Genomic DNA, 24,108 nt, shown 5'->3' on the forward strand with positions numbered 1-24,108 from the left:
TGTTACTCGAGTCTGGTTCGTCGGTTACGCATCTCTCCGCCGCAGTCGGGGCAGATGAGTGGTTGGCTGTCGGTCCGTCCAACGTTCCTCAGTTGGGCGGTTCTCCCGTCCCGGTAGCACGCCGGCGGGGATATACTCGGCGTCTCGACGGCCGATTCCACGGAGTTGTCCACTAATGGAGAGAAATGTCCTTCATCACCCCGTTACGACCGTGCCGTGAGGGACTGTCACACTCCCTCCGAACTGCTATACCGCTGCCGACCGCACCCGACGGAACGTGCCCAACGCCATCGCCCGTTCCGGCTCCCTCCGTTCGCGATAGCCGGCGTCACCGACGTATCGCTCGCAACACCGATCGACCACACACCGATGCCACACGCGACGTTCATCGACGGCGACCGCATCGAACTCAGGCCGCCAGACGAGGGCGACATCCCGCTCCTCGTCGAGGCCGAGAACCACCCACAGGTCCGGCGCCACGTCACGCGCTTCCGGACGCCCGTCTCCGAGGCGGCGTACCGCGAGGACCGCTGGCCGCTGCCGAACGACGACGACGGGGTCGAACTGCTCGTGGTGCCGAAGTCCGGCGATTTCGGTGGCGAACCCGTCGGCTCGGTCAGCCTCGCGCCGATCCAGCAGCCCGATGGCTACGCCAACTTCGGCGTCTGGCTCCACCCCGACGCGTGGGGGAACGGCTACGCGCTCGACGCCGGCGCCCACCTGCTCGACTACGGCTTCCGCGCCCACCGACTCCACCGCGTCTCCGCGACCGTCGCGGGGAGTAATGACGCCTCCCGGCGGCTCTGTGAGCGGCTCGGCTTCGCCGAGGAGGGCGCCGCCCGCGAGGCGTGGTTCCTCGACGGCGAGCACGTCGACGCCGTCCACTACGGCCTGCTCGAACGCGAGTGGGACGGGCCGGCCGCGGCGCTGGAGTAGCACTCAGTCGCCGCCATCGGTGCGTTTAATCCCGGACTGGCCCAACAGGTATGCGTCATGACGAAAGTCAGCGTAGTCGGTGCGGCAGGGACCGTCGGCGCGGCCGCCGGGTACAACCTCGCGCTCCGTGACGTGGTCGACGAGCTCGTCTACGTCGACATCCCCGAGCAGGAGGACGTGACCGTCGGGCAGGCCGCCGACGCCAACCACGGCGTCGCCTACGACTCGAACACGACCGTCCGCCAAGGCGGGTACGCGGACACCGCCGGCTCGGACGTGGTCATCATCACCGCCGGCATCCCCCGCGAGCCGGGCCAGACCCGGATCGACCTCGCGGGCGACAACGCGCCGATCATGGACGACATCGGCGCCTCGCTCGCCGAGCACAACGACGACTTCGTCACCATCACCACCTCCAACCCGGTCGACCTGCTGAACCGCCACCTGTACGAGACCGGCGACCGCGACCGCTCGAAGGTGATCGGTTTCGGCGGCCGGCTCGACTCCGCGCGGTTCCGCTACGTGCTCTCCGAGCGCTTCGACACGCAGGTAGGGAACGTCGAGGCGACGATCCTCGGCGAACACGGCGACGCGCAGGTGCCCGTCTTCTCGAAGGTGCGCGTCGACGGCCGCGACCCCGAGTTCACCCCCGACGAGCGCGACGAGATCCTCGCCGACCTCCAGCAGTCCGCGATGGACGTGATCGAGCGCAAAGGGGCGACCGAGTGGGGACCCGCAACGGGCGTCGCCCACATGGCCGAGGCGGTCATCCGCGACACCGGCGAGGTGCTGCCGGGCAGTATCGTCCTCGACGGGGAGTACGGCTACGAGGACACCGCCTTCGGCGTCCCGGTCAAGCTCGGCGCGAACGGCGTCGAGGAGGTCGTCGAGTGGGAGCTCTCCGACTACGAGGTCGGGCTGATGGACGACGCCGCCGAGAAGCTCCGCGACCAGTACGCCAAAATCCAGTAGCCGCGCTATCGACGCGACACACGACCACGATTTTTCTCCCCTCCCGCCGATACGCCGGCCATGGACGGCCGACTCGAGACGCCCGAGAGGCTCGAACGCCGCCGGATTGCGGTGTTCCTCGCCGTCGCGTTCGGCGTCTCCTGGGCGACGGGACTCGCGATCTGGCTCACCGGCGGGCTGGCCGACAGCCCCGAGATCGCCGAGGGGATCACGCTCGCGGCGGTGCTGCTCCCGACCGCCTACATGTTCGGCCCCGCGGTGGGGAACGTCGCCGCCCGGCTCGTGACCGGCGAGGGGTGGGATCGCCACCGGCTCTACCCGGAGTTCGAGGGGACGATGTGGACCTACGCCGCCGCGTGGCTCGCGCCCGCGGGGCTGACCGTCGTCGGCGCCGCGCTCTACTTCGCGGTCTTCCCCGGGCAGTTCGACCCGACGATGGCCGCGTTCCGTGAGCAGGTGGCGAGCATGGGCGTCGGGATGGACCCGCGGCTGCTGGCCGCGATTCAGATCGCCAGCGCGCTCACGATCGCCCCGCTCGTCAACGGGCTGTTCGCGTTCGGCGAGGAGTTCGGCTGGCGGGCGTACCTGCTGCCGAAGCTGACGCCGCTGGGGTACCGCCGCGCGGTCGTCCTCTCGGGAGTGATCTGGGGCGTCTGGCACTGGCCGATCGTCGCGATGGGGCACAGCTACGGCTTCGACTACCCCGGGTTCCCGTGGACCGGAATGGCCGCCTTCCTCGTCTTCACCGTCGGCGCGGGGACGTTCCTCGCCACGCTCACGGTCCGGGAGGGGAGCGTCTGGCCCGCCAGCATCGGCCACGGCGCGATCAACGCGATCGCGAGCGTCGCGGTGCTGTTCGTCGCCGGGCGGCCCAACACGCTGCTCGGCCCGACGCCGGTGGGCGTGCTGGCCGCGCTGCCGTGGCTCGCCGTCGCCGCGTGGCTGCTCCGGAGATAGTCACAGAGACTATGCGGTTCGGGACCGAGCGGCCGGTATGCGCCGCCGTGCCCTCCTCGCGCGCACCGCCCTCCTGACCACCGCCACCGGGCTGGCCGGCTGCTCCGGCCTCGGCGACGGGCGCGACTCCCCGACCGACTCACCGACTGCCAGCCCGACGGCCACGCCGTCGACGGTTCGAACGCCGGAGAACGGCTCGCTCGGCGTCGTCGAGCACACGCTCTCGCGATCGAACGAGGGGAGCGAGAACGAACTCGTCGCGGTCGAGGCCACGATCGAGAACGGCGGATCGGAGCCGGCCGACGTGACCGCGACCGCCCGCTTCCTCGACGACGCGGGCGCGGTAATCGACGAGAGTGAGGCGTCGACGACGGACCTCGCGGCCGGCGGGCGCTGGTCGGTCGAACTCCTGTTCGGCGGGAGCGGCGAGGCCGCACGAGCCGTGACGGACTACCGGCTCGCCGTCGAACGGGCCGACTGAGCCGTTACTCGTTCTCGAGCAGGATCTTCCCGACGAACTCGCCGGACTCGGCCAGCTCGTGGGCCTCGGCCACCTCGTCGAACGTGAATCGCTCGTCGATGTGCGGCGTGATCGCGCCGTCGTCGACCAGCGATGCGATGTCGTCGAGTTCGTCGCCGACGCGCTCCTGCCCCTCGCCGAGCAGCACCGGGAGGATCACCAGCACGACGCCGAGTTCCAGCGATCCCTGGTGCATCGGCGCGAGCGAGAGCTCCTCGGCGGCGCTGGACTCGGTGGTGACGACGCTGCCGAACGGTCGGACCGCCTCGAACGCGGTCGCGAGGTGGTCGTCGCCGACGGGGTCGAACACGGTGTCGAAGCCGGCGCCGTCGGCGTACTGTGCGACGTACTTGCTGGGCTCGGTTTCGGTGTAGTCGACGGCCGCGTCGGCGCCGAGTTCGAGCGCGAGGTCGCGCTTCTCGGCGGTCGATCCCGTCGCGATCACGTTCGCGCCGAGCCAGCGGGCGACCTGTACGCCGACGTGGCCGACGCCGCCGCTGGCGCCGTAGACGAGCACGTCGTCGTCGATCCCCACGTCGCTCTTGTCGGTCAGCATCTCCCACGCGGTGAGCGCGACGACGGGTAGCGCCGCGGCGTCGGCGAGCGGGATCGACTCGGGCGCGTCGGCGAACGTGCCCGCGTGGCCGACGACGTAGTCGGCGAGCGCGCCCTGCCGGCCGGCGCCGCCGGGCATCCCGTACACCTCGTCGCCGGGTTCGAAGCGGTCGACACCCTCGCCGACCGCGTCGACGACGCCGGCCACGTCACAGCCCAGCGTCGCCGGGAACTCGGGGGCGAAGTCGGGGATGTGACCCGCGCGGATCTTGTAGTCGACGGGGTTGACGCTCGAGGCGACGACCTCGACCCGGATCTCGCCGGGGTCTGGCTCGGGGACCGGTCGCTCGGTCTCGGTGAAGACGTCGGGGTCGCCGTACTCCTCGATGACGTGTGCGGTCATCTCTGATGGCATCGCCCGAACGTTCGGGCCACCGAGGGGAGAGGTCGGCGGTCGCGGCACGCGGCGCTGATAGGCTGCGGTACGCGAAAAATGGAGGACTGCAGCGGGGTTACTCGTCCGACTCCTCGTCGGACTCGTTCTGCGTGATCTCGTACTGGAACCCGATCGTGTTCTCGGGCATGATCTCCGCGGTCCACTCGCCGGCGACAGGCTCCTCCAGTTCGTAGACGAACTGGGTCTGCCCGCCGTTGGTGGCGTAGGGACCGTCCTGCGAGGCGCCACGCTCGGGCGAGGCGCCGAGATCGACGTAGCCGCTCTGGCTCACCTGCACGCGCTCGGCGTCGATGCGCTCGCCGTCGGGCGAGACGAACGTCACGTCGAAGCTCGCGGCCTCGGCGTTCTCGGCAGTGCGGCGGTTCTGCGGGTTGAGCGTCAGCGTGACGTTGTCGGTCCGCTCGGAGACGTCGAACGTCGCCTCGTAGGGCTGGTCGGGCTGCTCCCAGACGACGAAGCTCAGGCTGATCTCCTGCCAGTAGTTGTTGTCGTCGCGGCGGTTGGGGTCCTGCAGCCCCAGATCGAGCGAGGTGTCGTAGCGACCGCGCTCGGCGTCGGCGTCCGGCGAGATCGTGACCGTCACGGTCGCGGTCTCACCGGGCGCGATCTGGCTCGGCGCGTCGACGTCGATCCAGGACTGGTCGACCTGCTGCGGGCAGTGGGTGCCGTAGCAGTGACCCCGCTGCTCGGCGCGCTCGGGGCTCAGCGGCACCGACTCGTCGCCGGTGTTCTCGATCACGATCTGCTTGCTGACCGAGTCGCCCGCCTCGACCTGCGTGTTGATGTACGTCTCCGAGAGGATCCGAACGGTCGGCTCCTTCCAGACGTTCACGCTCGTGTGGGCCGCGTGGACCGGGCGGTCCGGTCGGCCGGGCGAGGAGACGGTCTCGTCGGTGAACGCGACCGCGCCGGAGTAGCGTGCGATCTCGGCGTCCTCGGGGACCGAGACGCTCACCTCGTACTCGACTTCCTCGCCCGCGTCGATCGTGTCGGGACCGTCGATCTCGACCCACGACTCGTTGATCGGGTTGCGGTCGGTCGGCGACGTGAACAGGTGGGGGTTCACGTCGACCGCCTCGTCCTCGCCGTTCTCGACGACGACGGTGAACGTCCCGCTCTCCCCGGGCTTCAGGTCGAGGTAGCTCTCCCGGGCGTCGACGTAGAGCCGGGTGTAGTTCCCGTCGTCGCTCTGTTCGGTCTGTTGGCTCGAGACGGCGTCGTTCACTGCGGGGGCCGGTGCGTCGGTCGCGCCGTCGATCGGTGCGACTGCCGCCGCGGCTGGCACGCCGGCCAGCGCGACGAGAAGCGTGATCAGTATGACTCGTTTCATGGGTGGCGTACGCCGAAACTCGCCACGGAGGGCGGAGGGCGGCGAACGGGCGGCGTTTCGACGCCGGCCGGCAAATAGCTACTGGAGAGTGAAACGAATTTTTTACAGCCGTCGGTCGATCCGTTCGGCGGTCGTCGGCCCGACGCCCTCCACGTCCAGCAGCGCCGACTCGCCGGCCTCGCGGATGGCGTCGATCGAGCCGAACCGACGGAGCAGGCGCTTCCGGGTCTCGGGGCCGACGCCCTCGACCTCGTCCAGCGCCGTCGCCACCTCGTCGCGCACGCTCTGGTGGTACTGGACCGCGAAGCGGTGGGCCTCGTCGCGCACGCGCTGGAGCAGGTGGAGGTGGGGGGCGTCGTCGTCGAACCGCTCGACGCCGTCGGGCGTGACCACCAACTCCTCGGACTTCGCCAGCGCGATGCAGGGCACGTCCCAGCCCACCTCGTCGAGTGCGTCCATCGCCGCGCCCAACTGCCCCTCGCCGCCGTCGATCAGCAGCAGGTCCGGGTCGGGCCGGTCGTCTGTTCCGTCGACGGCGCGTTCGGCCCGCCAGCGCACCAGTTCGCGCATGTTGGCGTAGTCGTCGTTGCGGTCGGGAAGCTTCTTCCGGCGGTAGTCGGACTTCTCGGCGCTGCCGGCGACGAAACACACGTCGCTGCCCACGACCGCCTTCCCCTGTGCGTGGCTCACGTCGAACCCCTCGATCCGCTCCGGGCGGGGGATGTCGAGCGCCTGCCCGAGCGCGCCGACGGGGTCGTCCGCGCCGCCGACGCCGCTGCGGGCGTTCTTGAGCGCCAACTCTACGAGTTTCCCCTCCCGGCCCGCGCCGGGCACCGACACGTCGACGCCGGCACTTTCGAGCCAGTCGAGCACGTCCTCGTCGTCCGGCCGTTCGGAGAGCAGTATCGCGTCGGGTAGCTCCCGCTCGGCGTAGTACTGGGTCAGGAACGCCGACAGCAGGCTGGCGACGCGGTCCTCGCCATCGGGCGCGTCGAGTCGGTGCCGCGAGCGGTCGACCAACTGGCCGGAGTCGGCGTGGAGCCGCGCGACGGTCGCGTCGCCGCCCTCGACGACCGCCGCGAGCACGTCGACTTCCCGCCGGCTCCCGGGCGAGGAGACGGCCTCGCCGCCCTCGCCGTGGAACGCCTCGACGGCTTCGAGCCGGTCCCGGGCGTTGGCGGCGCGCTCGAACGCCTCGTTCTGGGCGGCCTGCTCCATCTCCCGCCGGAGCGGGTCGGCGAGGATCCCGGTCTCGCCCTCGAAAAAGCGGATCGCGCTCGATACGTCCTCGGCGTAGCGCTCCGCGTCGATGGCGTCGACGCAGGGCGCCGAGCAGATCCCCATCTCGTGGTCGATACACGGCCTGTCGCGGTTCCGGAACTTGTGGTCCGAGCAGCCCCGTAGCCCGTACATCTCACGAATCGCCTTCACGACCGTCTCGACCTCGCCCTTCCGGGTGTACGGGCCGAAGACGGTCGCCGCGTCGTCGGGATCGCGGGTGATCTCGATGCGGGGGTACTCGTGGTCGGTAAGTTGGACCAGCGGGTAGGACTTGTCGTCCTTCAGCCGGACGTTGTACCGCGGCTGGTGGCGCTTGATCAGGTTCGCCTCCAGCAGCAGCGCCTGGGTCTCGGTGTCCGTGACCGCGGTGTCGATGGCGTCGGCGCGCTGGACCATCTTCCGGATACGGTCGCTCCGCGGGTCCGCGTAGGAGCGCACGCGGTCGCGGATGTCGACGGCCTTGCCGACGTAGAGGACGGTGTCGTTGTCGTCGCCGCGTTCGAGGAACTGGTAGACGCCCGGCTCCCGGGGGAGGTCGCCGGCGCGCTCGCGTGCCTCGCTCGCGTCCATCTATCCGGGGTAGGGTGTCGGCGCGTTTGAGCGTGACGCCCTCGGTGTCGCGGGGGCCGAATCCGACCGTCGGCTACAAACCGCGCCCACCACAACCCCGGAGCATGACTCGCGTCTGGCTGGTCGACCGCGACGTCGACAGCCGCAACACGGTGACGATGACCTACGCCACCCCGGACGGCGAGCGGGCGTTCACCAGACAGGCCGCGCTGGACCGCCTCGCGACCCGCGACGGCCCGACCGCCGCCGTCGACGTCGAGGACGACCGGCTAACACCGGTCGACGACCCCGAGACGGCCGCGCGCTACGCGGCCGAAGTCGAGCGTGTGGCGGCGGAACACGACCCCGAAGACGTACTCTGAGCGATAGTTACGCCGGCGACGCAGCCGAAACCCTTTATCCGGAACCGGGGCAAGCCGCCCCATGGCCGCCATCGAACTCGACGGGGTGACGAAACGGTTCGGCGACGTGACCGCCGTCGACGGGCTCGATCTGACGGTGGAGGAGGGCGAGGTGTTCGGCTTCCTCGGCCCGAACGGGGCCGGGAAGTCGACGACGATTAACGTCCTGCTCGACTTCGTGCGCCCCACCGCGGGGCGGGTGGAAGTGCTCGGGATGGACCCCCAGCGCGAGAGCGTCGCGGTTCGGGAGCGCACCGGCGTGCTCCCGGAGGGGTTCTCCGTGTACGACCGCCTGACCGGGCGGGAACATCTGGAGTTCGCGATCGAGTCCAAAGATGCCGACGCGGACCCCGACGCCGTGCTCGATCGCGTCGGCCTCGCCGGCGACGGCGACCGCAAGGCCGGCGGCTACTCGAAGGGGATGGCCCAGCGCCTCGCGCTCGGGATGGCGCTGGTGGGCGATCCCGATCTGTTGATCCTCGACGAGCCCTCCTCCGGGCTCGACCCCGCGGGGGCGAAGGAGATGCGCGATATCGTCCGCGAGGAGGCCGACCGGGGGGCGACGGTCTTCTTCTCCAGCCACGTGCTCGGGCAGGTCGAGGCGGTCTGTGACACCGTGGGGATCCTGCGGAACGGCGAACTCGTCGCCAAGGACTCCGTCGAGGGGCTGCGCGAGGCGGTCGGCTCCGGCGCGACGCTTTCGATCACCGCCGACGGCGTCACGGACGAGGATCTCGACGCGGTGCGCGCGCTCGACGGCGTCGACGCCGCCTCGACCGACGGCGCGACCGTGACGGTCCAGTGCGACCCCGAGGCCAAGACCGCGGTCATCGGCGCGCTCGAGGACGCCGGCATCGCCGTCGAGGACTTCTCGACCCGCGAGTCGTCGCTCGAGGACCTGTTCCTCGCGTACACCGAAGGTGACACGCCCGACGATGGCGGGGAGGCCGAGGAGGTGGACGCATGAGCTGGGAGGCCGTCGCCCGGAAGGACTTCCGGGACGCGGTGCGCTCCCGGTGGCTCTGGGTGCTGTCGGCGCTGTCGATTCTGGTGTTCGCCGGCGCCGCGATCGGCCGGCTCTACGTCGGCGGCGGCCCCCAGGGCGGCGGGGGCGGCGTGCTCCGCACGTTCCTCTTCTTCCTCAAACAGGGGACGGCGATCATCATCCCGCTGACGGCGCTCGTCGTCGCCTACGGCTCGATCACGCGCGAGCGGGAGTCGGGCACGATCAAGCTGCTGCTCTCGCTGCCTCACTCGCGTGACGACGTGGTGCTCGGGAAGTTCTTCGGTCGCAGTGCGGTCGTCAGCCTCCCGGTGTTGATCGGCTTCTTCGTCGCGCTGCTCGCGCTGCTGCCGGCGGCGTCGGGGCTGGACATCCTCGTCTACGTCGAGTTCGCGCTGCTGACCGCGCTGCTGGGGGTCGTGTTCGTCGGCATCGCCGTCGGCGTCTCCGCGGCCGCGAACACGAACCAGCAGGCGCTTGTCGGCGCCGGCGGGCTGTTCGCGACGTTCTGGTTCCTCTGGAACTTCTTCGTCACCGGCGTCAACCGCGCGGCGACCGAGTTGTTCGGCCTCTCGACGCCCCAGCAGTTCCAGCTCCGGCTGGCGCTGAAGATCCTCAACCCGATTCAGGCGTACAAGTCGCTGGTCGACAGCCTGTTCATGAGCGATCTGGAGGCCCGCATCCGGATGTTCAGCCTGCTGCTGGGGATGATCCCGAACCAGCAGGCTGCGCAGGCGCTCGGCCCCGAGCTCTCGCCGATGTTCGCCGACGGCGTCGTCCTGCTCGCGATGCTGCTCTGGCTGGCGGTCCCGCTCGCGGTGGGGATCGTCTGGTTCCGCGACGCCGACCTGTAACGGTCGGCTCCCGGCACCCAGTAACGAACGGGGATGTCGGAGGGGTTTTCAGTCAGCGGCGGGGAGTACAGGTGACGGCACGGACAGCGGGAGCCTTTCGCCCTCGTGGTTTCCACGGGGGTTCTCCTGTTGCCCTACCCCGTCGTTCAACGACCCTGAGCGACGGCTCTCCCGACGATAGAACGCGCAGCGGATCACTTTACGATCGTTCCGAGGCTGTTTACCGGCGCGCCGTCGGTGTGCCGTTACCCCGACTTCGCTCCTTGCTCGCGGGTCGTCCCTCCCCGCTCGCTTTCGAGGCTGTTTGCCGGCACACCGTCAGTGTGCCGTTTGCCAGCCTCGCTCGCTTTCGAGGTCGGTTTTCCGCTCGCTCCTCCGTCGCTCGCGTTGCCCCGACCTCGCTACTCTCGCTTCACGTCGTGCCGCCCGAACCCGTAGCGCAGCCGGTTCGCGAGCCGCCGGGAGAACCGCCCCTCATCGGGCGCCCGCGAGCCGAACCGCTCGGCCAGCGCCTGATAGATCAGCGGCACCGGGGTCTCCTGCTCCAGCGCCTCCTGGACGGTCCACGTGCCCGTGGAGCCGCCGGCGACGTGGTCGGCGACGTCGCCGAGGTCGTTCCCCTCCTCGCGGAACGCCTCCTCGCAGAGTTCGAGCAGCCACGAGCGGATCACGGCGCCGTTGTTCCACGTCCGCGCGACGGCTTCGAGATCGAGGTCGTACCGGCCGTTCGCGAGCAGTTCGAACCCCTCGCCGTAGGTCTGCATCAGCGCGTACTCGACGCCGTTGTGGATCATCTTCACGTAGTGGCCCGACCCGGAGGGACCCATGCGCTCGTGGCCGGCGTTCCCGGTCGCGACGGCGTCGAAGACCGGTACCATCGCCTCGTAGGCCCACTCCGGGCCGCCGATCATCAGCGAGAAGCCGAGGTGTGCGCCCGCGGGGCCGCCGGAGGTGCCGCAGTCGAGGTAGGCGGCGTCGACCTCCTCGGCCCGGCGCACCGACGCCTCGAAGTGGGAGTTCCCGCCGTCGACGATCACGTCGTCCTCGCCGACGTGGGGTTCGAGGTCGGCGAGCGTGGCGTCGACGGGGTCGCCCGCCGGCACCATCAGCCAGATCCGCTTCTCCTCGCCCAGTCGGTCACAGAGGTCCGCGGCGCTGTCGGCGGCGGTCGCGCCCGCCTCGGCGGCCTCGGCGGTCGCCTCCGCGCTCAGGTCGAACGCCACCACGTCGTGGCCCGCGTCGAGGGCTCGGTCGACGACGATCTGTCCCATCCGTCCGAGTCCGATGACGCCCAGTTCCATACCCGAGGCTGTGAGGGCACGCGTGTAGCCGTTGCGGTCCCGGGCGGTCGCGGAACTGCCCGATCGCCGCGGGCGGTCGACCGCGTCCCGCGGGTGTTTTCCCGGATGGCACCGATCCGGCAGCCATGGACGAACGCATCCGCGAACACGCGAGGACGCTAGTCGACTGGAGCGCCCGGATCGAGGCGGGCGACGACGTGGTGCTCTCCGTCGCCGAGGGGGCCCACGAACTCGCCGTCGCCGTCGCCGAGGAGCTCGGCGAGCGCGACGCGAACCTCGTCACGCTGTACGGCTCCAGCGAGGTGGATCGGGCGTACACGCGGGCCCACAGCGGCGAGTTCGACGAGGACCCCGAGTACGAGCGCGCGCTGTACGAGCACGCCGACGCGGTGCTCCGCCTCGGCGGCGGCCGGAACACGACGGAGGGCGCCGACGTACCCGCCGAGAAGCGACAGGCGAAGGGCCGTGCCCGGCAGGGGATCCGCGAGGCGCGGATGGACACCGACTGGGTGTCGACGGTCCACCCGACCCGCGCGCTGGCCCAGCAGGCCGGCATGAGCTACGCGGAGTACCAGGAGTTCGTCTACGACGCCGTCCTGCGTGACTGGGAGGAACTGGCCGACGAGATGGCGACGATGAAGGAACTGCTGGACGAGGGGAGCGAGGTCCGGATCGTCAAGGAGGACACGGATCTCACGATGTCGATCGAGGGCCGGACCGCAGTGAACTCCGCCGCGAGCGTCGCCTACGACTCCCACAACCTCCCCTCAGGCGAGGTGTTCACCGCGCCCCACGCCACCGAGGGCGAGGTGTTCTTCGACGTGCCGATGACGATCAACAGCCAGCGCGTCCGGAACGTCCACCTCACCTTCGAGGACGGCGAGGTCGTCGACTTCGCGGCCGAGCAGAACGAGGACGCGATCGCCGAGGTGCTCGACACCGACGAGGGCGCTCGGCGACTCGGCGAACTCGGGATCGGGATGAACCGCGGCATCGACCGCTTCACCGACAGCATCCTCTTCGACGAGAAGATGGGCGATACGGTGCATCTGGCAGTGGGGCGTGCCTACGAGTCGAACTTCCCCGAAGGCAGCGAGGGCGAGGCGAACGACTCGGCGGTCCACGTCGACATGATCACCGACATGAGCGAGGACTCGCGGATGGAGATCGACGGCGAGGTGGTGCAGCGTAACGGGACGTTCCGGTGGGAAGACGGGTTCGAGGGCTGAGTTGGTGTAGTCGGTTCGGGCAGTTTTCTCTGGACCACTGCCACTACTGCGAACGACACCGCGGAGTGAGCATGACCACTTGCGACCGCACCGCCCCGCACAGCCCTCACGCCTCCCCAGCCGACTCGCTCACGTCCGTTCGCTCGTCCCTCGCGCGCTCGTTCGCGCACGGAGGCGCTCACGTCGCGCGCCGACCGCCACAGCAGTGCGGTTGCGGTGGACGCCGCGGGCCGGCAGCGGTCGCCGGCCCGCGGGGGAGGGGTGGGGACTCGGCGCTGCGCCGGGCTTCATGCCCGGCGCACTGCGGTCGCAAGTTGCCAACGATCGAGGTGCTGTTGCCGTGGCGGGTGCTGTTCCAGAGGCTGTGCAGCGAAACAGCGTCGGCGAAACCGGAGTTCTTCCTCCAAGAGAACCCGACTAATAACGGCCACGGACGTTTTCACCCGGACGGTACAACCAACGATCATGCCCGAGTTCGACTCCGACGCCGTCGAGCCGACGCTCCGACTCCTCTACCAGTCCGGCGTCGGCATCTCGCCCAGCGGGATCGCCGCCAATCTCCACGACCGGATGGACGACCCGCCCGACCGAACCGCCGTCTTGAACGCCGTCAGGGAGCTTGCCGACACCCGGCTCATCCGCAAACTCGACGAGATGGAGTCCTGCTACATCATCACCGACCACGGCCGGGACTACGTCGAGACCGAGATCGACGACGAGGCCCCCGGCCTCCACTGACTCACTCAGTCTCGTGGACGTGCCCGCACTCCGGGCACTTCACCTCCTCGCCGCGCACCTCCGCGGAGGCCTCCCGCACCTCGCGCATCACCCGCGAAATCTCGTCCTCGGCCTCCAGTTCCTCCTCGACGGAGAGGTCCACCCCCTCGACCTCAAGCAGGAACTTCGCGATCTCGGTCACCTCGTACATCGTCTCGTCGAGCTCCTCGGCGGTGTAAAAGCCCGACATCGCGCCGTAGAGGAACGTCGCACCCGCCTTGGTCACCTTCTCCTCGAAGGAGGCGCGGGCCTGATTCACCGCCTGCGGGGTGTACGTGTCGGTCATAAAGGGCACCAGCCGCGGGAGGTTCTCGCCGATCTTGGTCATCTCGACGCCGGTCTCGGTCCGGAAGTCCGCACAGAGCCGGGCGATCGCCCACTCGCGGGCGGTGATGTACGTCCGATCGCGCAGAAACTCGTTGACGCGGTCGTAGTCCGCGCGATCCATCTTGGTGAACCGCTCGTACTCGGCGACGTCCTCCGGAACGTCCTCGGGAAGCTCCACGTCGCGCGAGGCGGTCGGTTCGGCTGACCCGTCGTCGGTGTCGGCGGCATCGCTGCGCTCGTCGGTCACATCCTCGCCCGTGTCGATCTCGTCGGCGCCGGGCGTCGAATCCTGAGCCATGTCCCGGTTTGTACGGTGTAGGGGGAAAGAGTTGTCCCCCACGCGTGCAGCGGTGTCGGGGCGGCTCGCGCTGGCCGCCGGGACGACCCGAGAGTCAGCGCCGTTCGAGCAGCTCGTCGATCGAGGCGATCGCCGATCGGAGTCGGTCGACCGGCGCGGACGTGACGACGTCGACGAACCGCTCGGACTGGGCGTAGACGCGTTGTAACTGGCGGACGCGCTCCAGGTCGTTCGCGGCCCGTTCGGAGTCAGCGGACTCGAGGATCGACTCCGCCTCGTTGAGGGCACGCAGCATCGTGTCGATCTCCCGCCGGAGCTCCTGGTCGAGGAACTGCTGAACGACCCGCCAGAAGTCGCGCTCGGCCTCGAAGAACACGCGCTTGCCCTCGCCCGGCATGGACCGTCGGTGGACCATGTGGAGCCGTTCCAGCTCCGTCATCGCGGTGCTGACAGTCGACTTGGCGAACCCGCTCGAGTCCGCGAGGTCGTCCAGCGACATCGGCTCCTCGGCGAAGTAGACGATCCCGTACAGCCGCCCGTAGCTCCGGTTGAGTCCGTATATCTCGGCGGATCGCTCGAACCCCTCGATGACGCGCTCCCGGGCAGTCTCGGCGTCGGCCATGTCCGAGACACGGCTCCGTAACGAATAAATCGTTTTGTTCTGAATATTCGGCATATGCCGAATGAAGGGAACGGAGGTGGGTCCTCGGACGTGGTCCTCTCCGCGACCGGCCTCGAGAAGACGTACTCTTCGCTGCTCCCGTGGGAGCCGAACGTGACGGTTCTCGACGGGGCGAGCATCGAACTCCGCGCCGGGGAGGTCGTCGGTATCGTCGGCGAGAACGGCTCCGGGAAGTCGACGCTGATGCAGTGTCTCGTCGGCGCGCTCGACCCCGACGCCGGCAGCGTCACTCGTCCCGGCGGGATCGGCTGGTGTCCGCAGGACGATCGGCTCTACGACCGGCTCACCGTGGACGAGACGTTTCGCCTGTTCGGGCAGGCACACGGGATGGCTCCCGAGGAGATCGAGGAGGCCGCCGACCGGCTGACCGAACGGCTGGCGTTCGAGCGGTTCCGCGACCGCCGCGTCGATCGGCTCTCGGGCGGCAACCGTCGGAAGCTCACGCTCTCGATCTCCCTGATGCACGACCCGGACGTGCTCCTGCTGGACGAGCCGTACACCGGGTTCGACTGGGAGACGTACCTCGCGTTCTGGGAACTCACCGAGAGCCTCTCGGAGCGAGGCACCACGGTGGCCCTCATCTCCCACCTCGTGCGCGAACAGGAGCGGTTCGACCGCATCTACGAGCTCAGCGACGGCAGCCTGACGGTGAGAGACCATGCGTAGCACGGCCGTCAGCGTCAGCGCACACGCCAAGAGCGTGCTCCGCCAGCCGACGACGCTCGCGCTGCTCACGCTCCTGCCGCCGTTCGTCGTCGTCCTCTACGGCGCCGCGATGGCGTCGTTCCCCGACGCCGTCGTTGGCGAGGCGTCGGCGACCGCGTACGGCCGCATCGGCGGGGCGCTGTTCGCGACAGCGTTCCTCTCGGGGCTGGTCGGCCTGTTCGGGACGGTCAGCGCCGCACGCGCCGATCGGTACCTCTCGTTCGCGGGTTACCCGGCGGGCGTGCTGTTCGTCACTCGGCTCGTCGTCGCCGTGGGCGTCGCCGCGGTCGCCGCCGGCGCTTCGCTCGCCACGCTGTCGGCCGCCGGTACCGACGTCGCCTCCGTTCCGCGCGCCTACGCCGTCCTCGTCCTCGCGGGGATCATCTACGGGCTCCTCGGGGTGGTCGTCGGGGCGCTCGTCACGCGGGAACTGGAGGGGTCGCTGGTTCTCGTGTTCCTCGCGGACATGGACTCGTTCCTCTCGGGCGACGTGCTCCGACTGGACACGGAGCTCGTGACGTATCTCCCGCTTCACCACCCCCACACGCTGTTCGTGGCCACGGTCACCGAGGGGACGTTCCCGAGCGACACCGTCCTCCCGGCGCTGGGCTATCTGGGCGTACTCGGCGTCGCCGCGGGGGTGGCGTACGCGGCGGCGACCGGGCGGAGGTGGTCGCTGTGAACCGAACGGGCGCCGCGATCGTGGCCACCGGCAAGGAGTTCCTGCGGACGCCGGTCGTCCTCGCCCTGCTCGTGTTCCTGCCGGCGTATTTCGTCTGGCTGCTCGGCGCGGTCCTGCCGTCGACGCCGGTGGCCGTGTCACTTCCGGGCCTGACCGTCGAGACGACGCTCGCCCACGGCGTGTTGCCCATGCTCGCGACGCTCGCCGCGGCGATGGTCGTCGGGATCACGGGGCTGTTCCTCACCGTCCGCTCGCTGGACGCCGACGGCTGGCTGCTGCTCGCCGGACTGCCGACCCGGACGCTGTTTTTCGCGCGGACAGTCGTCCTGACGGTCGCCGCCGTCGTGGCGTCCGTCGCCGCGACTGTCGTTCTCAGCGTGCACGTGGTGCCCGACCAACCGGCCCTGTTCGTCGTCGCGGTGTTGGTCCTCGCGCTGACGTACGGGCTGGCGGGGGCGGTCGTCGGCGTGGTCCTCGATCGGCTCGCGGGCGTCTACGTGATGCTGTTCGCACCGGCCGTCGACCTGTTCCTGTTCCACTCGCCGCTAGCGACCGAAACCCCGGAGTGGGCGGCCGTGTTCCCCGGCCGGTGGGCGGGCGTCGCGGCGACCGACGCAGCGCTCACGGTCGACCCCAACTGGGGTGCGCTCGCAGTCGGGATCGGCTACGCCGGGGTCGCCGCGGTGACGGCAGCGGTGGCGGTACGACACGCTGTCAAGCCCTGACCGATCACCGCGGGGCGGATCACCCAGACGGCGTCACGCCCCTCGTATTCGGTCGATGTCCGTGGTTTTATCGGGTCCCACGCCGACCTGCACCGCATGAAGGTGCTGCTCGGTATCGGCGGGAGCGACGACTCGATCCGGGCGCTCGAGCACGTGGTGGATCGCGCGGCGGCGGTCGGCGACGAGCTCACGATCGCGATCGTCGAGAACCCTCGCTCGCCCCGATCGCGTGACACGGTCGCCGAGCGAGCACGCGAGGAGCTCGACTCGGCCGGCCTCGACGCGGAGATCCGGCAGGTCGACGGCGACCCGGGGAGCGAGCTGGTCGACATCGCCGAGCGCGAGGGGTTCGACGAGATCGCGCTGGGCGGCGGACAGACCAGCCCGATGGGGAAGATCAACGTGGGCAGCATCGCCGAGTTCGTCCTGCTGAACGCCCACACGACCGTCAGGCTGGTTCGCTGAGCATGACCGGACCACAGCGCTACCCCGACGACGCCGTCGGGGGGCTTCCGACGCCGCCCCGGACCGTCGAGGACAACGAGGGGCGGGAAATTCGCGTCCGCGCCGACGACGGCAGCGAGAGCGACCGCGAGGCGCTCCGGGCGATGTACGAGGCGTTCGACCCCGCCGACCGGGCACAGGGGATCCCGCCGAGCCGCCCCTCACAGCTCGAAGACTGGCTCGACCGGATCCTCGACGAGGGCTGTTACAACGTGTTCGCGTTCGACGGCGACGACGTGGTCGGCCACGTGACGCTGGTGCCCGAGAACGGGGCGGAGTCGCCGTACGAACTCGCGATCTTCGTGCTCCAGTCCCACCAGGGCGCGGGGATCGGCACCGCGCTGATCGAGACGGCGCTGGGCTACGCCGCCGGGCAGGGGATCACGAAAGTGTGGCTCACCGTCGAGCGCTGGAACCGCGCCGCCGTCGGGCTGTACGAGAAGATCGGGTTTGAGACCACCGACGCCGAGAGCTTCGAGTTGGAGATGGCGATCCGGCTCGCCGATCAGACCGAGAGCACCGGCTGACTCGCGTAGCGCAGCACGTACTCCGCAGTTTTCTCCAGGACGGCCGCGCGGGTGCCGGTCTGTGGCTCCCGCGGGACGACGAGGAAGTCCGCGCCCACCTCCTCGGCGGTGTCGAGCACGACGCTGCCGGGGTGTTGGCTGAGGCGCTTCTCCGAGAACCCGGACACCGCCGAGGCCTCGATCTCGACGCCGCGCTCGGCAGCGATCTCCTCGGCGGTGTCGGCGTACCCCTCCGACTCGTAGTTGTCGGCGACGCCGTCGCCGAGCACGTAGACGACGTGGACCGCGGCGTCGTAGGTGTCGGCGACCGCCACGGCGTACTCGACGGCCCGGGTCGACTCCTCGCTCCCGTCGACGGCGACGAGTACGCGGTCGAACGGCTCCATGGGTGGGAGTCCACGCGGCGACGCAAAACCGTTTGGTTCGCAAGCGAGGTGGGAAAACGTCGCGCCGAAGGCGCGACGGCAAACCACCTCGGGAGGCGAGCGGGGAGTGTAACGACCCGCGAGCAAGACGGCGGAAACGCCGCCCAGTCACGGTAACAGCCGAACTCACCGTGACCTACCGCTCCGGCGGAAGGAATATCTGTTCTCGCTCCGACCACAGTCCCCATGGCCCTCCGAGCCCTCTGGAAGCCGGTCCTGCTCTACACCGGTGTCCTCGCCCTGCTCACGGTCGGTACGGTGTATCTCGCGACGCGATCGCTCGCGCTCATCCTCGTATTGACGGCAGTCGGCCTGCTCGTCGCCGTTCTCAACGGCGGCACCGCCGGGCGAACGAGCCTCGGCGGCGGCGAAAACTCGGACGAGGGCGGGGCGGAGTTCGACGAAGCAGGGCTGTTACCCCAAACGAGCACGGAGGTCTCGCTCCGTCTCACGCTCCTGCTCTATGGGACCGGCGTGTTTCTGTGGAGCCTCGCCGTGTTGATCGCGCTCGGCGACACGCTCGCGTGAGCAGTCTGTGGTTCGGTCCCGAGACGATGAGCCGTGGGTCCGCTACGTTATTCAGAGCGACTCGGCCACGTCCTCGGCGAAGTAGGTGAGGATCAGGTCCGCGCCGGCGCGCTTGATCGACAGCAGCGACTCGTGGGCCACGGCGTCCAGATCGAGCCAGCCGTTCTCCGCGGCGGCGTGCAGCATCGCGTACTCGCCGGAGACGTTGTACGCCGCCACGGGGTGGTCGTGCTCGCGGCGCACGTCCGCGACCACGTCGAGGTACGGCAGCGCGGGCTTGACCATCAGCACGTCCGCGCCCTCCGTCACGTCGAGGTCGACCTCGCGGCGGGCCTCCCGCGAGTTCGCGGGGTCCATCTGGTAGTGTCGGCGGTCCCCGAAGGCGGGCGCGCCGTCCGCTGCATCGCGGAACGGGCCGTAGAACGCCGACTCGTACTTAGCGGCGTAGGACATGATCGGGAGGTTCCGGAACCCGGCGTCGTCAAGCCCGTCGCGGATCGCGCCCACCATCCCGTCGAGGCTGGCGGAGGGCGCGACCATGTCCGCGCCCGCCTCGGCGTGGGAGACCGCGGTCTCGGCGAGCAGTTCGACGCTCTCGTCGTTCCGGACCGTCAGGTGGGGGTCCTCGTCGGCGTCGCCCTCGACGACGCCGCAGTGGCCGTGGTCGGTGTACTCACAGAGGCAGACGTCCGTGATCACGTAGGCGTCCGTCTCCGCGGTGATCTCTCGGACGGCGCGCTGGACGACGCCGTTCTCGGCGTAGGCCCGTGTGCCGCGGCTGTCCTTGAACTCCGGGATGCCGAACACCATCACCGCCTCGACGCCCGTCTCCAGCACTTCCTCGACGCGGGCGACGGCGTCGTCGACGGGGACGCGCTCGTGGCCGGGCATCGACTCGATCGGGACGCGCTCGTCGGTCGTCGCGTCGACGAACACGGGCGCGATCAGGTCCGTCGCGTCGAGGCTGGTCTCGGAGACGAGCGACCGGACGCCGTCGGCCCGCAGGCGCCGCGGGCGGCGGGCGTCGTCGCGGCCGGGACGGGGGATCTGCTCCATGCCGGGAACAGCGTCTCCGGCGGCAAAACCGCGTCGTTCCGGTCGGCCGCGACCCGCGTTTTTAACCGACTGGCCCGCGTAGTCGTTCACGTATGAAGTGTCACTACTGCGACGACGATGCCGTCTACGCCGCGGAGACGGACGGGATCAAGGTTGGTCTCTGCGAGCAGCACTTCCAGGAGCGCGTCGAGGAGCTGGCCGACGACGAGGGGCTGGAGGCGTTGCGGGAGCGGACCGAAATCGACCGCGCGGAGTAGCTCACCAGAGCACGTCGACGCCGAACACGTACAGCGCCGCGAGCGCGGACTCGAACACGAGCGTCCCGAGTGCCGACAGGGCGACGAACCGCCTCCGGTCCATCGACGCCAACCCCGCCGGGACCGTCAACATTCCGCGGGTGAACAGCATCGCGTTGCTGCCGGCGACGGCGTAGCCGCCCCAGCGCTCGAACCAGCCGTCGAACCGGGTCAGCGTGCGCTCGCTCACCCGGAACCATCTGTTCTGCAGGAGATACTCACGGCCGGCCCGCCGAGCGACCGTGAACAGCGCGACCTGCCCGACCGTGGCGCCGAGGACGGCGACGCCGAGCAGGGGGAGGAGTTCGTCCGGGCCGTGGCCCAGCAGCGCCAGCGACCCCGGGACGAGGAGTTCGCTGGGGACGAAGTACATCAGCATCGCCCCCTCGAGCACGAACACGCCGAACAGGACGACGTACGCCCACTCCGAGGTCAGCAGCGACTGCAGCCACCCCGGCATCTCGGCGACGATCCCCTCGTTCACGGCCGCCGTTACCGGAGTGGCGGATAAATCAGTTACTCTCGCCGGCAGCGAAGTCAGGCGAGTTCGACCGGCTCGGGCAGGCGCTCGCGGACCCGCTCCCACGCAGCCCGCGGGAGGCCGTCGACGGCCAGTTCCTGTTCGTGGGCGTCGGTGCCGCCGGTCGCGAGCAGATCGTGGTCGGCGATAGCAGCCTCGACGGGTCGGGGGTCGAGCGCCTCGGCGTCGTCGGGCGACACCGGGCGATCGTACGGGTAGTAGCGCTCGACGGCGTCGAGTTCGGCGGTGAGTTCCAGCGCGGCTTCAGGGTCGTCGTAGCGCAGCGGGTGAGCGAGCCCGACGAACGCGCAGGCCTCCTCGAGCAGTTCCCGACCCGTCTCGAAGTCGGGGACGTTCCGGGAGACGTAACACGAGCAGTCGTCGCCGATCAGGTCGTCGAACACGTCGCCGACGGCGTCGTAGTCGGCGGCGCTCTCGACGACCGCACGGGCGATGTGGGGCCGGCCCAGTCCCGGGTGGGGGTCGATGCCGAGATCGACGCCCAACTCTGCCTCCACGTTCTCGACGATCCGCCGGCCGCGGTCGACGCGGTCCTGCTGGAGCCGTTCGACCTCCGCGGTCAGCGCGTCGGTGGGTTCGAGGCCGTACCCCAGCAGGTCGACGCGCTCGTGGTCGGTCTCGACGCGGAGTTCGATGCCGCGTACCACGAGCAGGTCGCCGCGGCGCTCGACGGGGACCGAGAGCTCGGGGTGGTAGCGGTCGTGGTCGGTGACGGCGACGGCGTCCAGCCCCGCCTCGCGGGCGGTTTCGATCAGCCCGTCGAGCGAGAAGGTGCCGTCGGAGACGGTCGTGTGCGCGTGGAGATCGGCGACGACGCTCATTGGCGGACCCTGTCGACCGCGGGAGAAACCGCTTGCGGTGTCAGTCGTCGACCCACTCGACGGCGCCGTCGAGCTCCAGCGGGAGCCCGCCCTTCCGGTAGGCCTCGATGCGGCCCGAGGGCCGGGCGCGGAACACGACCGCTGGCCGGTGACGCACCTCGGGCTGTTCGCCGGCGATCGCGAGCCAGTCGTCGTCCGGGAACGAGGAGCAGTCGACGAACAGCGTGACGCCGCCGCCGTGCTCCTCGAGCTGGCCGGAGGACTTGGTTTCCGCGGTCTCCCGGATCGCGGTCACCGGCGAGCCCGCGGCACGGTGTTTCGGCGGGAGCGGCCGGGTGACCTCGACCAGCGACGCCTCGGCGTCGCCGTCGCGGCTGGCGCGGTAGTCGATGGAGTGGCCGGTCGTCACCGCCGCCTCGGGGGTCACGTCGTAGCCCGCCTCCAGCAGGATGGCGGCGGCGTTGAACTCGCCCATCGTCGCCGACATCCGGGTGAGGTCCATTACCTCGGAGGTGCCGAGCTTGCCGGCCATCGTCTCGCGGTACTCGTCGAGCGCGCCGGTCGAGAGCAGCTCCTCGTAGAACGACAGCGCCTCGTCCCGCTCGGCGTCGGGGAAGCCCGCGGCGTGGTCACGGAAGAACTCCCGGGTGGTCTCCCGACCGTCCTTCGAGAGGAACACCGGGAGGAAGAACCACGAGAGGTGCGGGTAGTCCTCGAGCCACGGCGACTCCTCGGTGAGCTGGGCGAGCAGCTCCCGTTCGGCCCACCGCCGGATCGGGTAGGGGACCTCCTCCCACCCCACCTTGTCGGTGCGCCACAGCGCCGACGGCGTCTCGGTGTTGCCCAGCCAGTAGCCGGCGTCGTCGTCCCAGCAGAACAGCGCCACGTCGCCGTTGTCCATCTCGAACCGGACGGCCTCGACGCCGTCCGGCGAGCTGTACCACGGGTCTCCCATCTCCGCCCCGATGTTGGCCTGCAGCGCCTGTAACAGCTCGTCGCGAACGCGCGCCTCGGACCACGACCCGGGGGCGTATCGGAACCGAAGCGGCTTTGCCACGGTTTCACTCGGTGATGTGGGGGTTTACACGTTTCGAGGCGGGGCGTGACCCCGGACGACACGGCGATCACCGGTGAAACTAACCGATACGTATATGCTACCCTCCCACAAAGGGAGTAGTTGTCATGTCATTCGGTGCCTATGATGAGGGAGAGCACGAACGTCGCGAACAGCTGACCTCCCAGGCCGACACCGAGTTCGCCGAAAGCGAGGAGGAGTTCAGTGGGACCGTCAGCTACGACTCGGGCGAGTCCGCGGAGGCGCTGCTCGACCAGTTCGAAGAGATCAAAGACGACTGATCCGGACCTCCCTTCTCCGGCAGCCCGCTCGAACAGCGGCGCCACCGGCGACCGCACCGCCGGAGCGCCTAACCGCCTCGCTCCCGAAGCGACGCCGATGGCTACCCAGCGCTGTGACGGCTGCGATCGGCGGGTCCGTATCGGCGGCGGCATCGGCGACTTCTGGTCGTTCAGCAACGACGGTCCCACGCAGGGGATGGATCTGGAGTTGGCCGACGGCGCCGAGTTCTTCCTCTGTTTCGACTGTATCGAACGGCTCCCCGACGACCGGGACGCGACGGCGGCCGACGTCGAGGCGCTGCCGCGTCACGACGCCGACGAGTGAAAAATAGGACCGCGCTGCGCGCTTACTCGGGCTTCAGGCCGCCGTCCTGGACGCGCATGACGGCCTCGCCGTCGGCGAGGTTGGGCGCGTCGACGAGGCGGACGATACGCTTGTCGCCCTTGGACTTGCGGAGGTAGATGCGGAACGTCGACTTGTGGCCGAGGATGTTCCCGCCGATGGGCTGGGTCGGGTCGCCGAAGTAGGAGTCGGGGTTGGAGGCCACCTGGTTGGTGACGAGGACGGCGACGTTGTGGAGGTTCCCGACCTTGTCGAGCTCGTGCAGGTGTTTGTTGAGCTTCTGCTGGCGTTCGGCCAGTTCGCCGCGGCCGACGTACTCAGCACGGAAGTGGGCGGTCAGCGAGTCGACACAGAGCAGGCGGACCGGCCAGTCGGAGTCCTCGTTCTCCTTGGCGAGTTCGAGCGCCTTCTCCGCCAGCAGCATCTGGTGGTTGGCGTTGAACGCCTTCGCGACGTGGATGTTGTCGAGGAACGACTCGAGCAGCTGCTCCATCGCCTCCTCGTCGCCGGGCTGCCCCTCGATCCCGCGGCGTTCGAGCTCCTCGGCGATGATCTCGTCATCAAGCCCCCGGATCATGTCGTCGATCCGCTCGGGGCGGAACGTGTCCTCGGTGTCGATGAAGATCGCGCCGCCGTCGAGCCCGCCGTTCTCCTTCGAGAGCTGGACGTTGACGGACATCTGGTGGGTGACCTGGGACTTCCCGGAGCCGAACTCGCCGTACACCTCGGTGATCGACTGGGTTTCGATCCCGCCGCCGAGCAGGTCGTCCACCTCGTCGATCTGCCAGGAGAGCTTCCCGATGCGCTCGCGGCGTTCGAGCACGGTCGCGCCGGTTTCGAAGCCGCCGACGTCGGCGGCCTCGCGGGCCGCGTTGATCACGTCCGACGCGGTCGAGTCGCCGACGTCCGCGGAGTTGGACAGTTCGCCGGGGCTCGCGACGGCGATGCTCTGGAAACTGTCGAAGCCCGCGTCGGTGAGCTTGTCTGCGGTTGCGGGGCCGACGCCGGGGAGACTTTCGAGGTCGTCTTCTGCCATACCCAGTCGTTGTGCGTCACCCGGGATAAACCCTCGTTAACAGTAGGGTGAAAGTGAAACTGCGGGGTGAACGGCGAGGTCGCTCTCGCCGTACGCGAAGACTCAAACCGAAT

31 protein-coding genes are annotated in these 24,108 nt (G+C 69.5%); 18 read left to right on the forward strand and 13 right to left on the reverse strand.

Going from position 1 to position 24,108, the window contains the following annotated elements; genetic code table 11:
- Positions 1-2: 2 nt before the first annotated feature.
- Positions 3-173, reverse strand: coding sequence for a rubrerythrin-like domain-containing protein (locus ACYQZ5_RS02215; protein WP_379732214.1), 171 nt, complete (start codon positions 171-173; stop codon positions 3-5).
- A 196-nt stretch (positions 174-369) separates the two neighbouring features.
- Here ACYQZ5_RS02215 and ACYQZ5_RS02220 point away from each other — a divergent pair, with 196 nt between their 5' ends.
- The 4 genes from ACYQZ5_RS02220 to ACYQZ5_RS02235 are packed head-to-tail and all read left to right on the forward strand — an operon-like array spanning position 370 to position 3,346.
- Positions 370-936 (forward strand): GNAT family N-acetyltransferase, encoded by a 567-nt coding sequence (locus ACYQZ5_RS02220; RefSeq protein ID WP_379732215.1) that lies wholly within the window; start codon positions 370-372, stop codon positions 934-936.
- A 57-nt stretch (positions 937-993) separates the two neighbouring features.
- Positions 994-1,908 carry a malate dehydrogenase gene (mdh, locus tag ACYQZ5_RS02225; protein WP_379732216.1) on the forward strand — a complete coding sequence of 305 codons (915 nt, stop codon included), beginning with the start codon at positions 994-996 and terminating at the stop codon, positions 1,906-1,908.
- A gap of 60 nt (positions 1,909-1,968) precedes the next feature.
- Entirely contained in the window at positions 1,969-2,865 is an 897-nt protein-coding gene (locus ACYQZ5_RS02230) for a CPBP family intramembrane glutamic endopeptidase (RefSeq protein WP_379818229.1), read from the forward strand.
- A 37-nt stretch (positions 2,866-2,902) separates the two neighbouring features.
- A complete protein-coding gene (locus ACYQZ5_RS02235; protein WP_379818230.1) occupies positions 2,903-3,346 on the forward strand; it encodes an FxLYD domain-containing protein in 444 nt (147 codons plus the stop codon).
- A gap of 4 nt (positions 3,347-3,350) precedes the next feature.
- Here the strand turns inward: ACYQZ5_RS02235 and ACYQZ5_RS02240 are convergent, their stop codons facing one another.
- From ACYQZ5_RS02240 to ACYQZ5_RS02250, 3 genes are all read right to left on the reverse strand, one after another.
- A complete protein-coding gene (locus tag ACYQZ5_RS02240) occupies positions 3,351-4,355 on the reverse strand; it encodes a zinc-binding dehydrogenase (RefSeq protein ID WP_459845001.1) in 1,005 nt (334 codons plus the stop codon).
- 97 nt (positions 4,356-4,452) lie between these two features.
- Complete coding sequence (locus ACYQZ5_RS02245; RefSeq protein ID WP_379732359.1) at positions 4,453-5,727, reverse strand: COG1470 family protein; 1,275 nt, start codon at positions 5,725-5,727, stop codon at positions 4,453-4,455.
- Between the two features lie 102 nt (positions 5,728-5,829).
- Complete coding sequence (locus ACYQZ5_RS02250) at positions 5,830-7,578, reverse strand: excinuclease ABC subunit C (protein ID WP_459845005.1); 1,749 nt, start codon at positions 7,576-7,578, stop codon at positions 5,830-5,832.
- A gap of 104 nt (positions 7,579-7,682) precedes the next feature.
- Here ACYQZ5_RS02250 and ACYQZ5_RS02255 point away from each other — a divergent pair, with 104 nt between their 5' ends.
- From ACYQZ5_RS02255 to ACYQZ5_RS02265, 3 genes are all read left to right on the forward strand, one after another.
- Positions 7,683-7,940, forward strand: coding sequence for a DUF7967 family protein (locus ACYQZ5_RS02255; RefSeq protein WP_379731977.1), 258 nt, complete (start codon positions 7,683-7,685; stop codon positions 7,938-7,940).
- 61 nt (positions 7,941-8,001) lie between these two features.
- The gene (locus ACYQZ5_RS02260) at positions 8,002-8,946 is read left to right on the forward strand and encodes an ABC transporter ATP-binding protein (protein ID WP_379731976.1); all 945 of its coding nucleotides are present in this window, start codon (positions 8,002-8,004) and stop codon (positions 8,944-8,946) included.
- Positions 8,943-9,836 carry an ABC transporter permease gene (locus tag ACYQZ5_RS02265; protein WP_379731975.1) on the forward strand — a complete coding sequence of 298 codons (894 nt, stop codon included), beginning with the start codon at positions 8,943-8,945 and terminating at the stop codon, positions 9,834-9,836. The genes ACYQZ5_RS02260 and ACYQZ5_RS02265 overlap by 4 nt, the downstream gene beginning before the upstream one ends.
- A gap of 401 nt (positions 9,837-10,237) precedes the next feature.
- Here ACYQZ5_RS02265 and gnd read toward each other — a convergent pair whose 3' ends face one another.
- Positions 10,238-11,137, reverse strand: coding sequence for a phosphogluconate dehydrogenase (NAD(+)-dependent, decarboxylating) (gnd, locus tag ACYQZ5_RS02270; protein WP_459845010.1), 900 nt, complete (start codon positions 11,135-11,137; stop codon positions 10,238-10,240).
- A 125-nt stretch (positions 11,138-11,262) separates the two neighbouring features.
- On the opposite strand from gnd, the gene ACYQZ5_RS02275 reads away from it, so the two are divergent.
- Both ACYQZ5_RS02275 and ACYQZ5_RS02280 read left to right on the forward strand, forming a co-directional pair.
- Positions 11,263-12,366 carry an aminopeptidase gene (locus tag ACYQZ5_RS02275; RefSeq protein ID WP_459845013.1) on the forward strand — a complete coding sequence of 368 codons (1,104 nt, stop codon included), beginning with the start codon at positions 11,263-11,265 and terminating at the stop codon, positions 12,364-12,366.
- A gap of 465 nt (positions 12,367-12,831) precedes the next feature.
- Positions 12,832-13,104, forward strand: a complete 273-nt coding sequence (locus ACYQZ5_RS02280) for a hypothetical protein (protein ID WP_379732381.1) — start codon at positions 12,832-12,834, stop codon at positions 13,102-13,104.
- 1 nt (position 13,105) lies between these two features.
- Here the strand turns inward: ACYQZ5_RS02280 and ACYQZ5_RS02285 are convergent, their stop codons facing one another.
- Together ACYQZ5_RS02285 and ACYQZ5_RS02290 are read right to left on the reverse strand one after the other, a co-directional pair.
- Positions 13,106-13,768, reverse strand: coding sequence for a DUF5806 family protein (locus ACYQZ5_RS02285; protein WP_379732380.1), 663 nt, complete (start codon positions 13,766-13,768; stop codon positions 13,106-13,108).
- Positions 13,769-13,862: 94 nt separating this feature from the next.
- On the reverse strand, positions 13,863-14,390 hold the full coding sequence (locus ACYQZ5_RS02290) for a GbsR/MarR family transcriptional regulator (protein WP_379732379.1): 528 nt from the start codon (positions 14,388-14,390) through the stop codon (positions 13,863-13,865).
- Between the two features lie 90 nt (positions 14,391-14,480).
- On the opposite strand from ACYQZ5_RS02290, the gene ACYQZ5_RS02295 reads away from it, so the two are divergent.
- The 5 genes from ACYQZ5_RS02295 (at position 14,481) to ACYQZ5_RS02315 (ending at position 17,593) form a co-directional block, all read left to right on the forward strand.
- Positions 14,481-15,116 carry an ABC transporter ATP-binding protein gene (locus ACYQZ5_RS02295; RefSeq protein ID WP_379732378.1) on the forward strand — a complete coding sequence of 212 codons (636 nt, stop codon included), beginning with the start codon at positions 14,481-14,483 and terminating at the stop codon, positions 15,114-15,116.
- A complete protein-coding gene (locus ACYQZ5_RS02300) occupies positions 15,109-15,837 on the forward strand; it encodes a hypothetical protein (RefSeq protein ID WP_379818445.1) in 729 nt (242 codons plus the stop codon). Before ACYQZ5_RS02295 ends, ACYQZ5_RS02300 begins: the two co-directional genes overlap by 8 nt.
- Positions 15,834-16,562 (forward strand): hypothetical protein, encoded by a 729-nt coding sequence (locus tag ACYQZ5_RS02305; RefSeq protein ID WP_379730551.1) that lies wholly within the window; start codon positions 15,834-15,836, stop codon positions 16,560-16,562. Before ACYQZ5_RS02300 ends, ACYQZ5_RS02305 begins: the two co-directional genes overlap by 4 nt.
- A gap of 96 nt (positions 16,563-16,658) precedes the next feature.
- Entirely contained in the window at positions 16,659-17,027 is a 369-nt protein-coding gene (locus ACYQZ5_RS02310; protein ID WP_379730550.1) for a universal stress protein, read from the forward strand.
- A 2-nt stretch (positions 17,028-17,029) separates the two neighbouring features.
- Positions 17,030-17,593, forward strand: a complete 564-nt coding sequence (locus ACYQZ5_RS02315) for a GNAT family N-acetyltransferase (RefSeq protein ID WP_379730549.1) — start codon at positions 17,030-17,032, stop codon at positions 17,591-17,593.
- Here the strand turns inward: ACYQZ5_RS02315 and ACYQZ5_RS02320 are convergent.
- Positions 17,572-17,979, reverse strand: coding sequence for a universal stress protein (locus tag ACYQZ5_RS02320; RefSeq protein WP_379730548.1), 408 nt, complete (start codon positions 17,977-17,979; stop codon positions 17,572-17,574). The genes ACYQZ5_RS02315 and ACYQZ5_RS02320 overlap by 22 nt on opposite strands.
- Positions 17,980-18,204: 225 nt before the next feature.
- On the opposite strand from ACYQZ5_RS02320, the gene ACYQZ5_RS02325 reads away from it, so the two are divergent.
- Positions 18,205-18,546, forward strand: coding sequence for a DUF8070 family membrane protein (locus ACYQZ5_RS02325; RefSeq protein WP_379730547.1), 342 nt, complete (start codon positions 18,205-18,207; stop codon positions 18,544-18,546).
- Positions 18,547-18,597: 51 nt separating this feature from the next.
- Here the strand turns inward: ACYQZ5_RS02325 and hemB are convergent, their stop codons facing one another.
- Positions 18,598-19,602, reverse strand: a complete 1,005-nt coding sequence (hemB, locus tag ACYQZ5_RS02330) for a porphobilinogen synthase (protein WP_379730546.1) — start codon at positions 19,600-19,602, stop codon at positions 18,598-18,600.
- Between the two features lie 92 nt (positions 19,603-19,694).
- Here hemB and ACYQZ5_RS02335 point away from each other — a divergent pair, with 92 nt between their 5' ends.
- Complete coding sequence (locus tag ACYQZ5_RS02335; protein WP_379730545.1) at positions 19,695-19,859, forward strand: DUF6757 family protein; 165 nt, start codon at positions 19,695-19,697, stop codon at positions 19,857-19,859.
- 1 nt (position 19,860) lies between these two features.
- Here the strand turns inward: ACYQZ5_RS02335 and ACYQZ5_RS02340 are convergent, their stop codons facing one another.
- The 3 genes from ACYQZ5_RS02340 to ACYQZ5_RS02350 all read right to left on the reverse strand — a co-directional run bounded on the left by ACYQZ5_RS02340 (position 19,861) and on the right by ACYQZ5_RS02350 (position 22,317).
- Positions 19,861-20,358, reverse strand: a complete 498-nt coding sequence (locus tag ACYQZ5_RS02340) for a DedA family protein (protein WP_379730552.1) — start codon at positions 20,356-20,358, stop codon at positions 19,861-19,863.
- Positions 20,359-20,435: 77 nt separating this feature from the next.
- Positions 20,436-21,260, reverse strand: a complete 825-nt coding sequence (locus ACYQZ5_RS02345; RefSeq protein WP_379730544.1) for a PHP domain-containing protein — start codon at positions 21,258-21,260, stop codon at positions 20,436-20,438.
- Between the two features lie 40 nt (positions 21,261-21,300).
- Complete coding sequence (locus tag ACYQZ5_RS02350) at positions 21,301-22,317, reverse strand: DUF5784 family protein (RefSeq protein ID WP_379730543.1); 1,017 nt, start codon at positions 22,315-22,317, stop codon at positions 21,301-21,303.
- A gap of 125 nt (positions 22,318-22,442) precedes the next feature.
- On the opposite strand from ACYQZ5_RS02350, the gene ACYQZ5_RS02355 reads away from it, so the two are divergent.
- A complete protein-coding gene (locus tag ACYQZ5_RS02355) occupies positions 22,443-22,616 on the forward strand; it encodes a DUF5786 family protein (protein ID WP_379730542.1) in 174 nt (57 codons plus the stop codon).
- A gap of 97 nt (positions 22,617-22,713) precedes the next feature.
- A complete protein-coding gene (locus tag ACYQZ5_RS02360) occupies positions 22,714-22,941 on the forward strand; it encodes a DUF7561 family protein (protein WP_379730541.1) in 228 nt (75 codons plus the stop codon).
- Positions 22,942-22,963: 22 nt separating this feature from the next.
- Here the strand turns inward: ACYQZ5_RS02360 and radA are convergent, their stop codons facing one another.
- The gene (gene radA / locus ACYQZ5_RS02365) at positions 22,964-23,995 is read right to left on the reverse strand and encodes a DNA repair and recombination protein RadA (protein ID WP_379730540.1); all 1,032 of its coding nucleotides are present in this window, start codon (positions 23,993-23,995) and stop codon (positions 22,964-22,966) included.
- Positions 23,996-24,108 lie beyond the last annotated feature (113 nt).

Source organism: Halolamina salina (assembly GCF_054653455.1).

What these genes read in the sequence shown, in the direction of transcription:
- ACYQZ5_RS02220 (WP_379732215.1), top strand. Translation starts at nt 370, where the DNA reads ATGCCACACGCGACGTTCATCGACGGCGACCGCATCGAACTCAGGCCG.
- mdh (WP_379732216.1), top strand. Translation starts at nt 994, where the DNA reads ATGACGAAAGTCAGCGTAGTCGGTGCGGCAGGGACCGTCGGCGCGGCC.
- ACYQZ5_RS02230 (WP_379818229.1), top strand. Translation starts at nt 1,969, where the DNA reads ATGGACGGCCGACTCGAGACGCCCGAGAGGCTCGAACGCCGCCGGATT.
- ACYQZ5_RS02235 (WP_379818230.1), top strand. Translation starts at nt 2,903, where the DNA reads ATGCGCCGCCGTGCCCTCCTCGCGCGCACCGCCCTCCTGACCACCGCC.
- ACYQZ5_RS02240 (WP_459845001.1), bottom strand. Translation starts at nt 4,355, where the DNA reads ATGCCATCAGAGATGACCGCACACGTCATCGAGGAGTACGGCGACCCC.
- ACYQZ5_RS02245 (WP_379732359.1), bottom strand. Translation starts at nt 5,727, where the DNA reads ATGAAACGAGTCATACTGATCACGCTTCTCGTCGCGCTGGCCGGCGTG.
- ACYQZ5_RS02250 (WP_459845005.1), bottom strand. Translation starts at nt 7,578, where the DNA reads ATGGACGCGAGCGAGGCACGCGAGCGCGCCGGCGACCTCCCCCGGGAG.
- ACYQZ5_RS02255 (WP_379731977.1), top strand. Translation starts at nt 7,683, where the DNA reads ATGACTCGCGTCTGGCTGGTCGACCGCGACGTCGACAGCCGCAACACG.
- ACYQZ5_RS02260 (WP_379731976.1), top strand. Translation starts at nt 8,002, where the DNA reads ATGGCCGCCATCGAACTCGACGGGGTGACGAAACGGTTCGGCGACGTG.
- ACYQZ5_RS02265 (WP_379731975.1), top strand. Translation starts at nt 8,943, where the DNA reads ATGAGCTGGGAGGCCGTCGCCCGGAAGGACTTCCGGGACGCGGTGCGC.
- gnd (WP_459845010.1), bottom strand. Translation starts at nt 11,137, where the DNA reads ATGGAACTGGGCGTCATCGGACTCGGACGGATGGGACAGATCGTCGTC.
- ACYQZ5_RS02275 (WP_459845013.1), top strand. Translation starts at nt 11,263, where the DNA reads ATGGACGAACGCATCCGCGAACACGCGAGGACGCTAGTCGACTGGAGC.
- ACYQZ5_RS02280 (WP_379732381.1), top strand. Translation starts at nt 12,832, where the DNA reads ATGCCCGAGTTCGACTCCGACGCCGTCGAGCCGACGCTCCGACTCCTC.
- ACYQZ5_RS02285 (WP_379732380.1), bottom strand. Translation starts at nt 13,768, where the DNA reads ATGGCTCAGGATTCGACGCCCGGCGCCGACGAGATCGACACGGGCGAG.
- ACYQZ5_RS02290 (WP_379732379.1), bottom strand. Translation starts at nt 14,390, where the DNA reads ATGGCCGACGCCGAGACTGCCCGGGAGCGCGTCATCGAGGGGTTCGAG.
- ACYQZ5_RS02300 (WP_379818445.1), top strand. Translation starts at nt 15,109, where the DNA reads ATGCGTAGCACGGCCGTCAGCGTCAGCGCACACGCCAAGAGCGTGCTC.
- ACYQZ5_RS02310 (WP_379730550.1), top strand. Translation starts at nt 16,659, where the DNA reads ATGAAGGTGCTGCTCGGTATCGGCGGGAGCGACGACTCGATCCGGGCG.
- ACYQZ5_RS02315 (WP_379730549.1), top strand. Translation starts at nt 17,030, where the DNA reads ATGACCGGACCACAGCGCTACCCCGACGACGCCGTCGGGGGGCTTCCG.
- ACYQZ5_RS02320 (WP_379730548.1), bottom strand. Translation starts at nt 17,979, where the DNA reads ATGGAGCCGTTCGACCGCGTACTCGTCGCCGTCGACGGGAGCGAGGAG.
- ACYQZ5_RS02325 (WP_379730547.1), top strand. Translation starts at nt 18,205, where the DNA reads ATGGCCCTCCGAGCCCTCTGGAAGCCGGTCCTGCTCTACACCGGTGTC.
- hemB (WP_379730546.1), bottom strand. Translation starts at nt 19,602, where the DNA reads ATGGAGCAGATCCCCCGTCCCGGCCGCGACGACGCCCGCCGCCCGCGG.
- ACYQZ5_RS02335 (WP_379730545.1), top strand. Translation starts at nt 19,695, where the DNA reads ATGAAGTGTCACTACTGCGACGACGATGCCGTCTACGCCGCGGAGACG.
- ACYQZ5_RS02340 (WP_379730552.1), bottom strand. Translation starts at nt 20,358, where the DNA reads ATGCCGGGGTGGCTGCAGTCGCTGCTGACCTCGGAGTGGGCGTACGTC.
- ACYQZ5_RS02345 (WP_379730544.1), bottom strand. Translation starts at nt 21,260, where the DNA reads ATGAGCGTCGTCGCCGATCTCCACGCGCACACGACCGTCTCCGACGGC.
- ACYQZ5_RS02355 (WP_379730542.1), top strand. Translation starts at nt 22,443, where the DNA reads ATGTCATTCGGTGCCTATGATGAGGGAGAGCACGAACGTCGCGAACAG.
- ACYQZ5_RS02360 (WP_379730541.1), top strand. Translation starts at nt 22,714, where the DNA reads ATGGCTACCCAGCGCTGTGACGGCTGCGATCGGCGGGTCCGTATCGGC.
- radA (WP_379730540.1), bottom strand. Translation starts at nt 23,995, where the DNA reads ATGGCAGAAGACGACCTCGAAAGTCTCCCCGGCGTCGGCCCCGCAACC.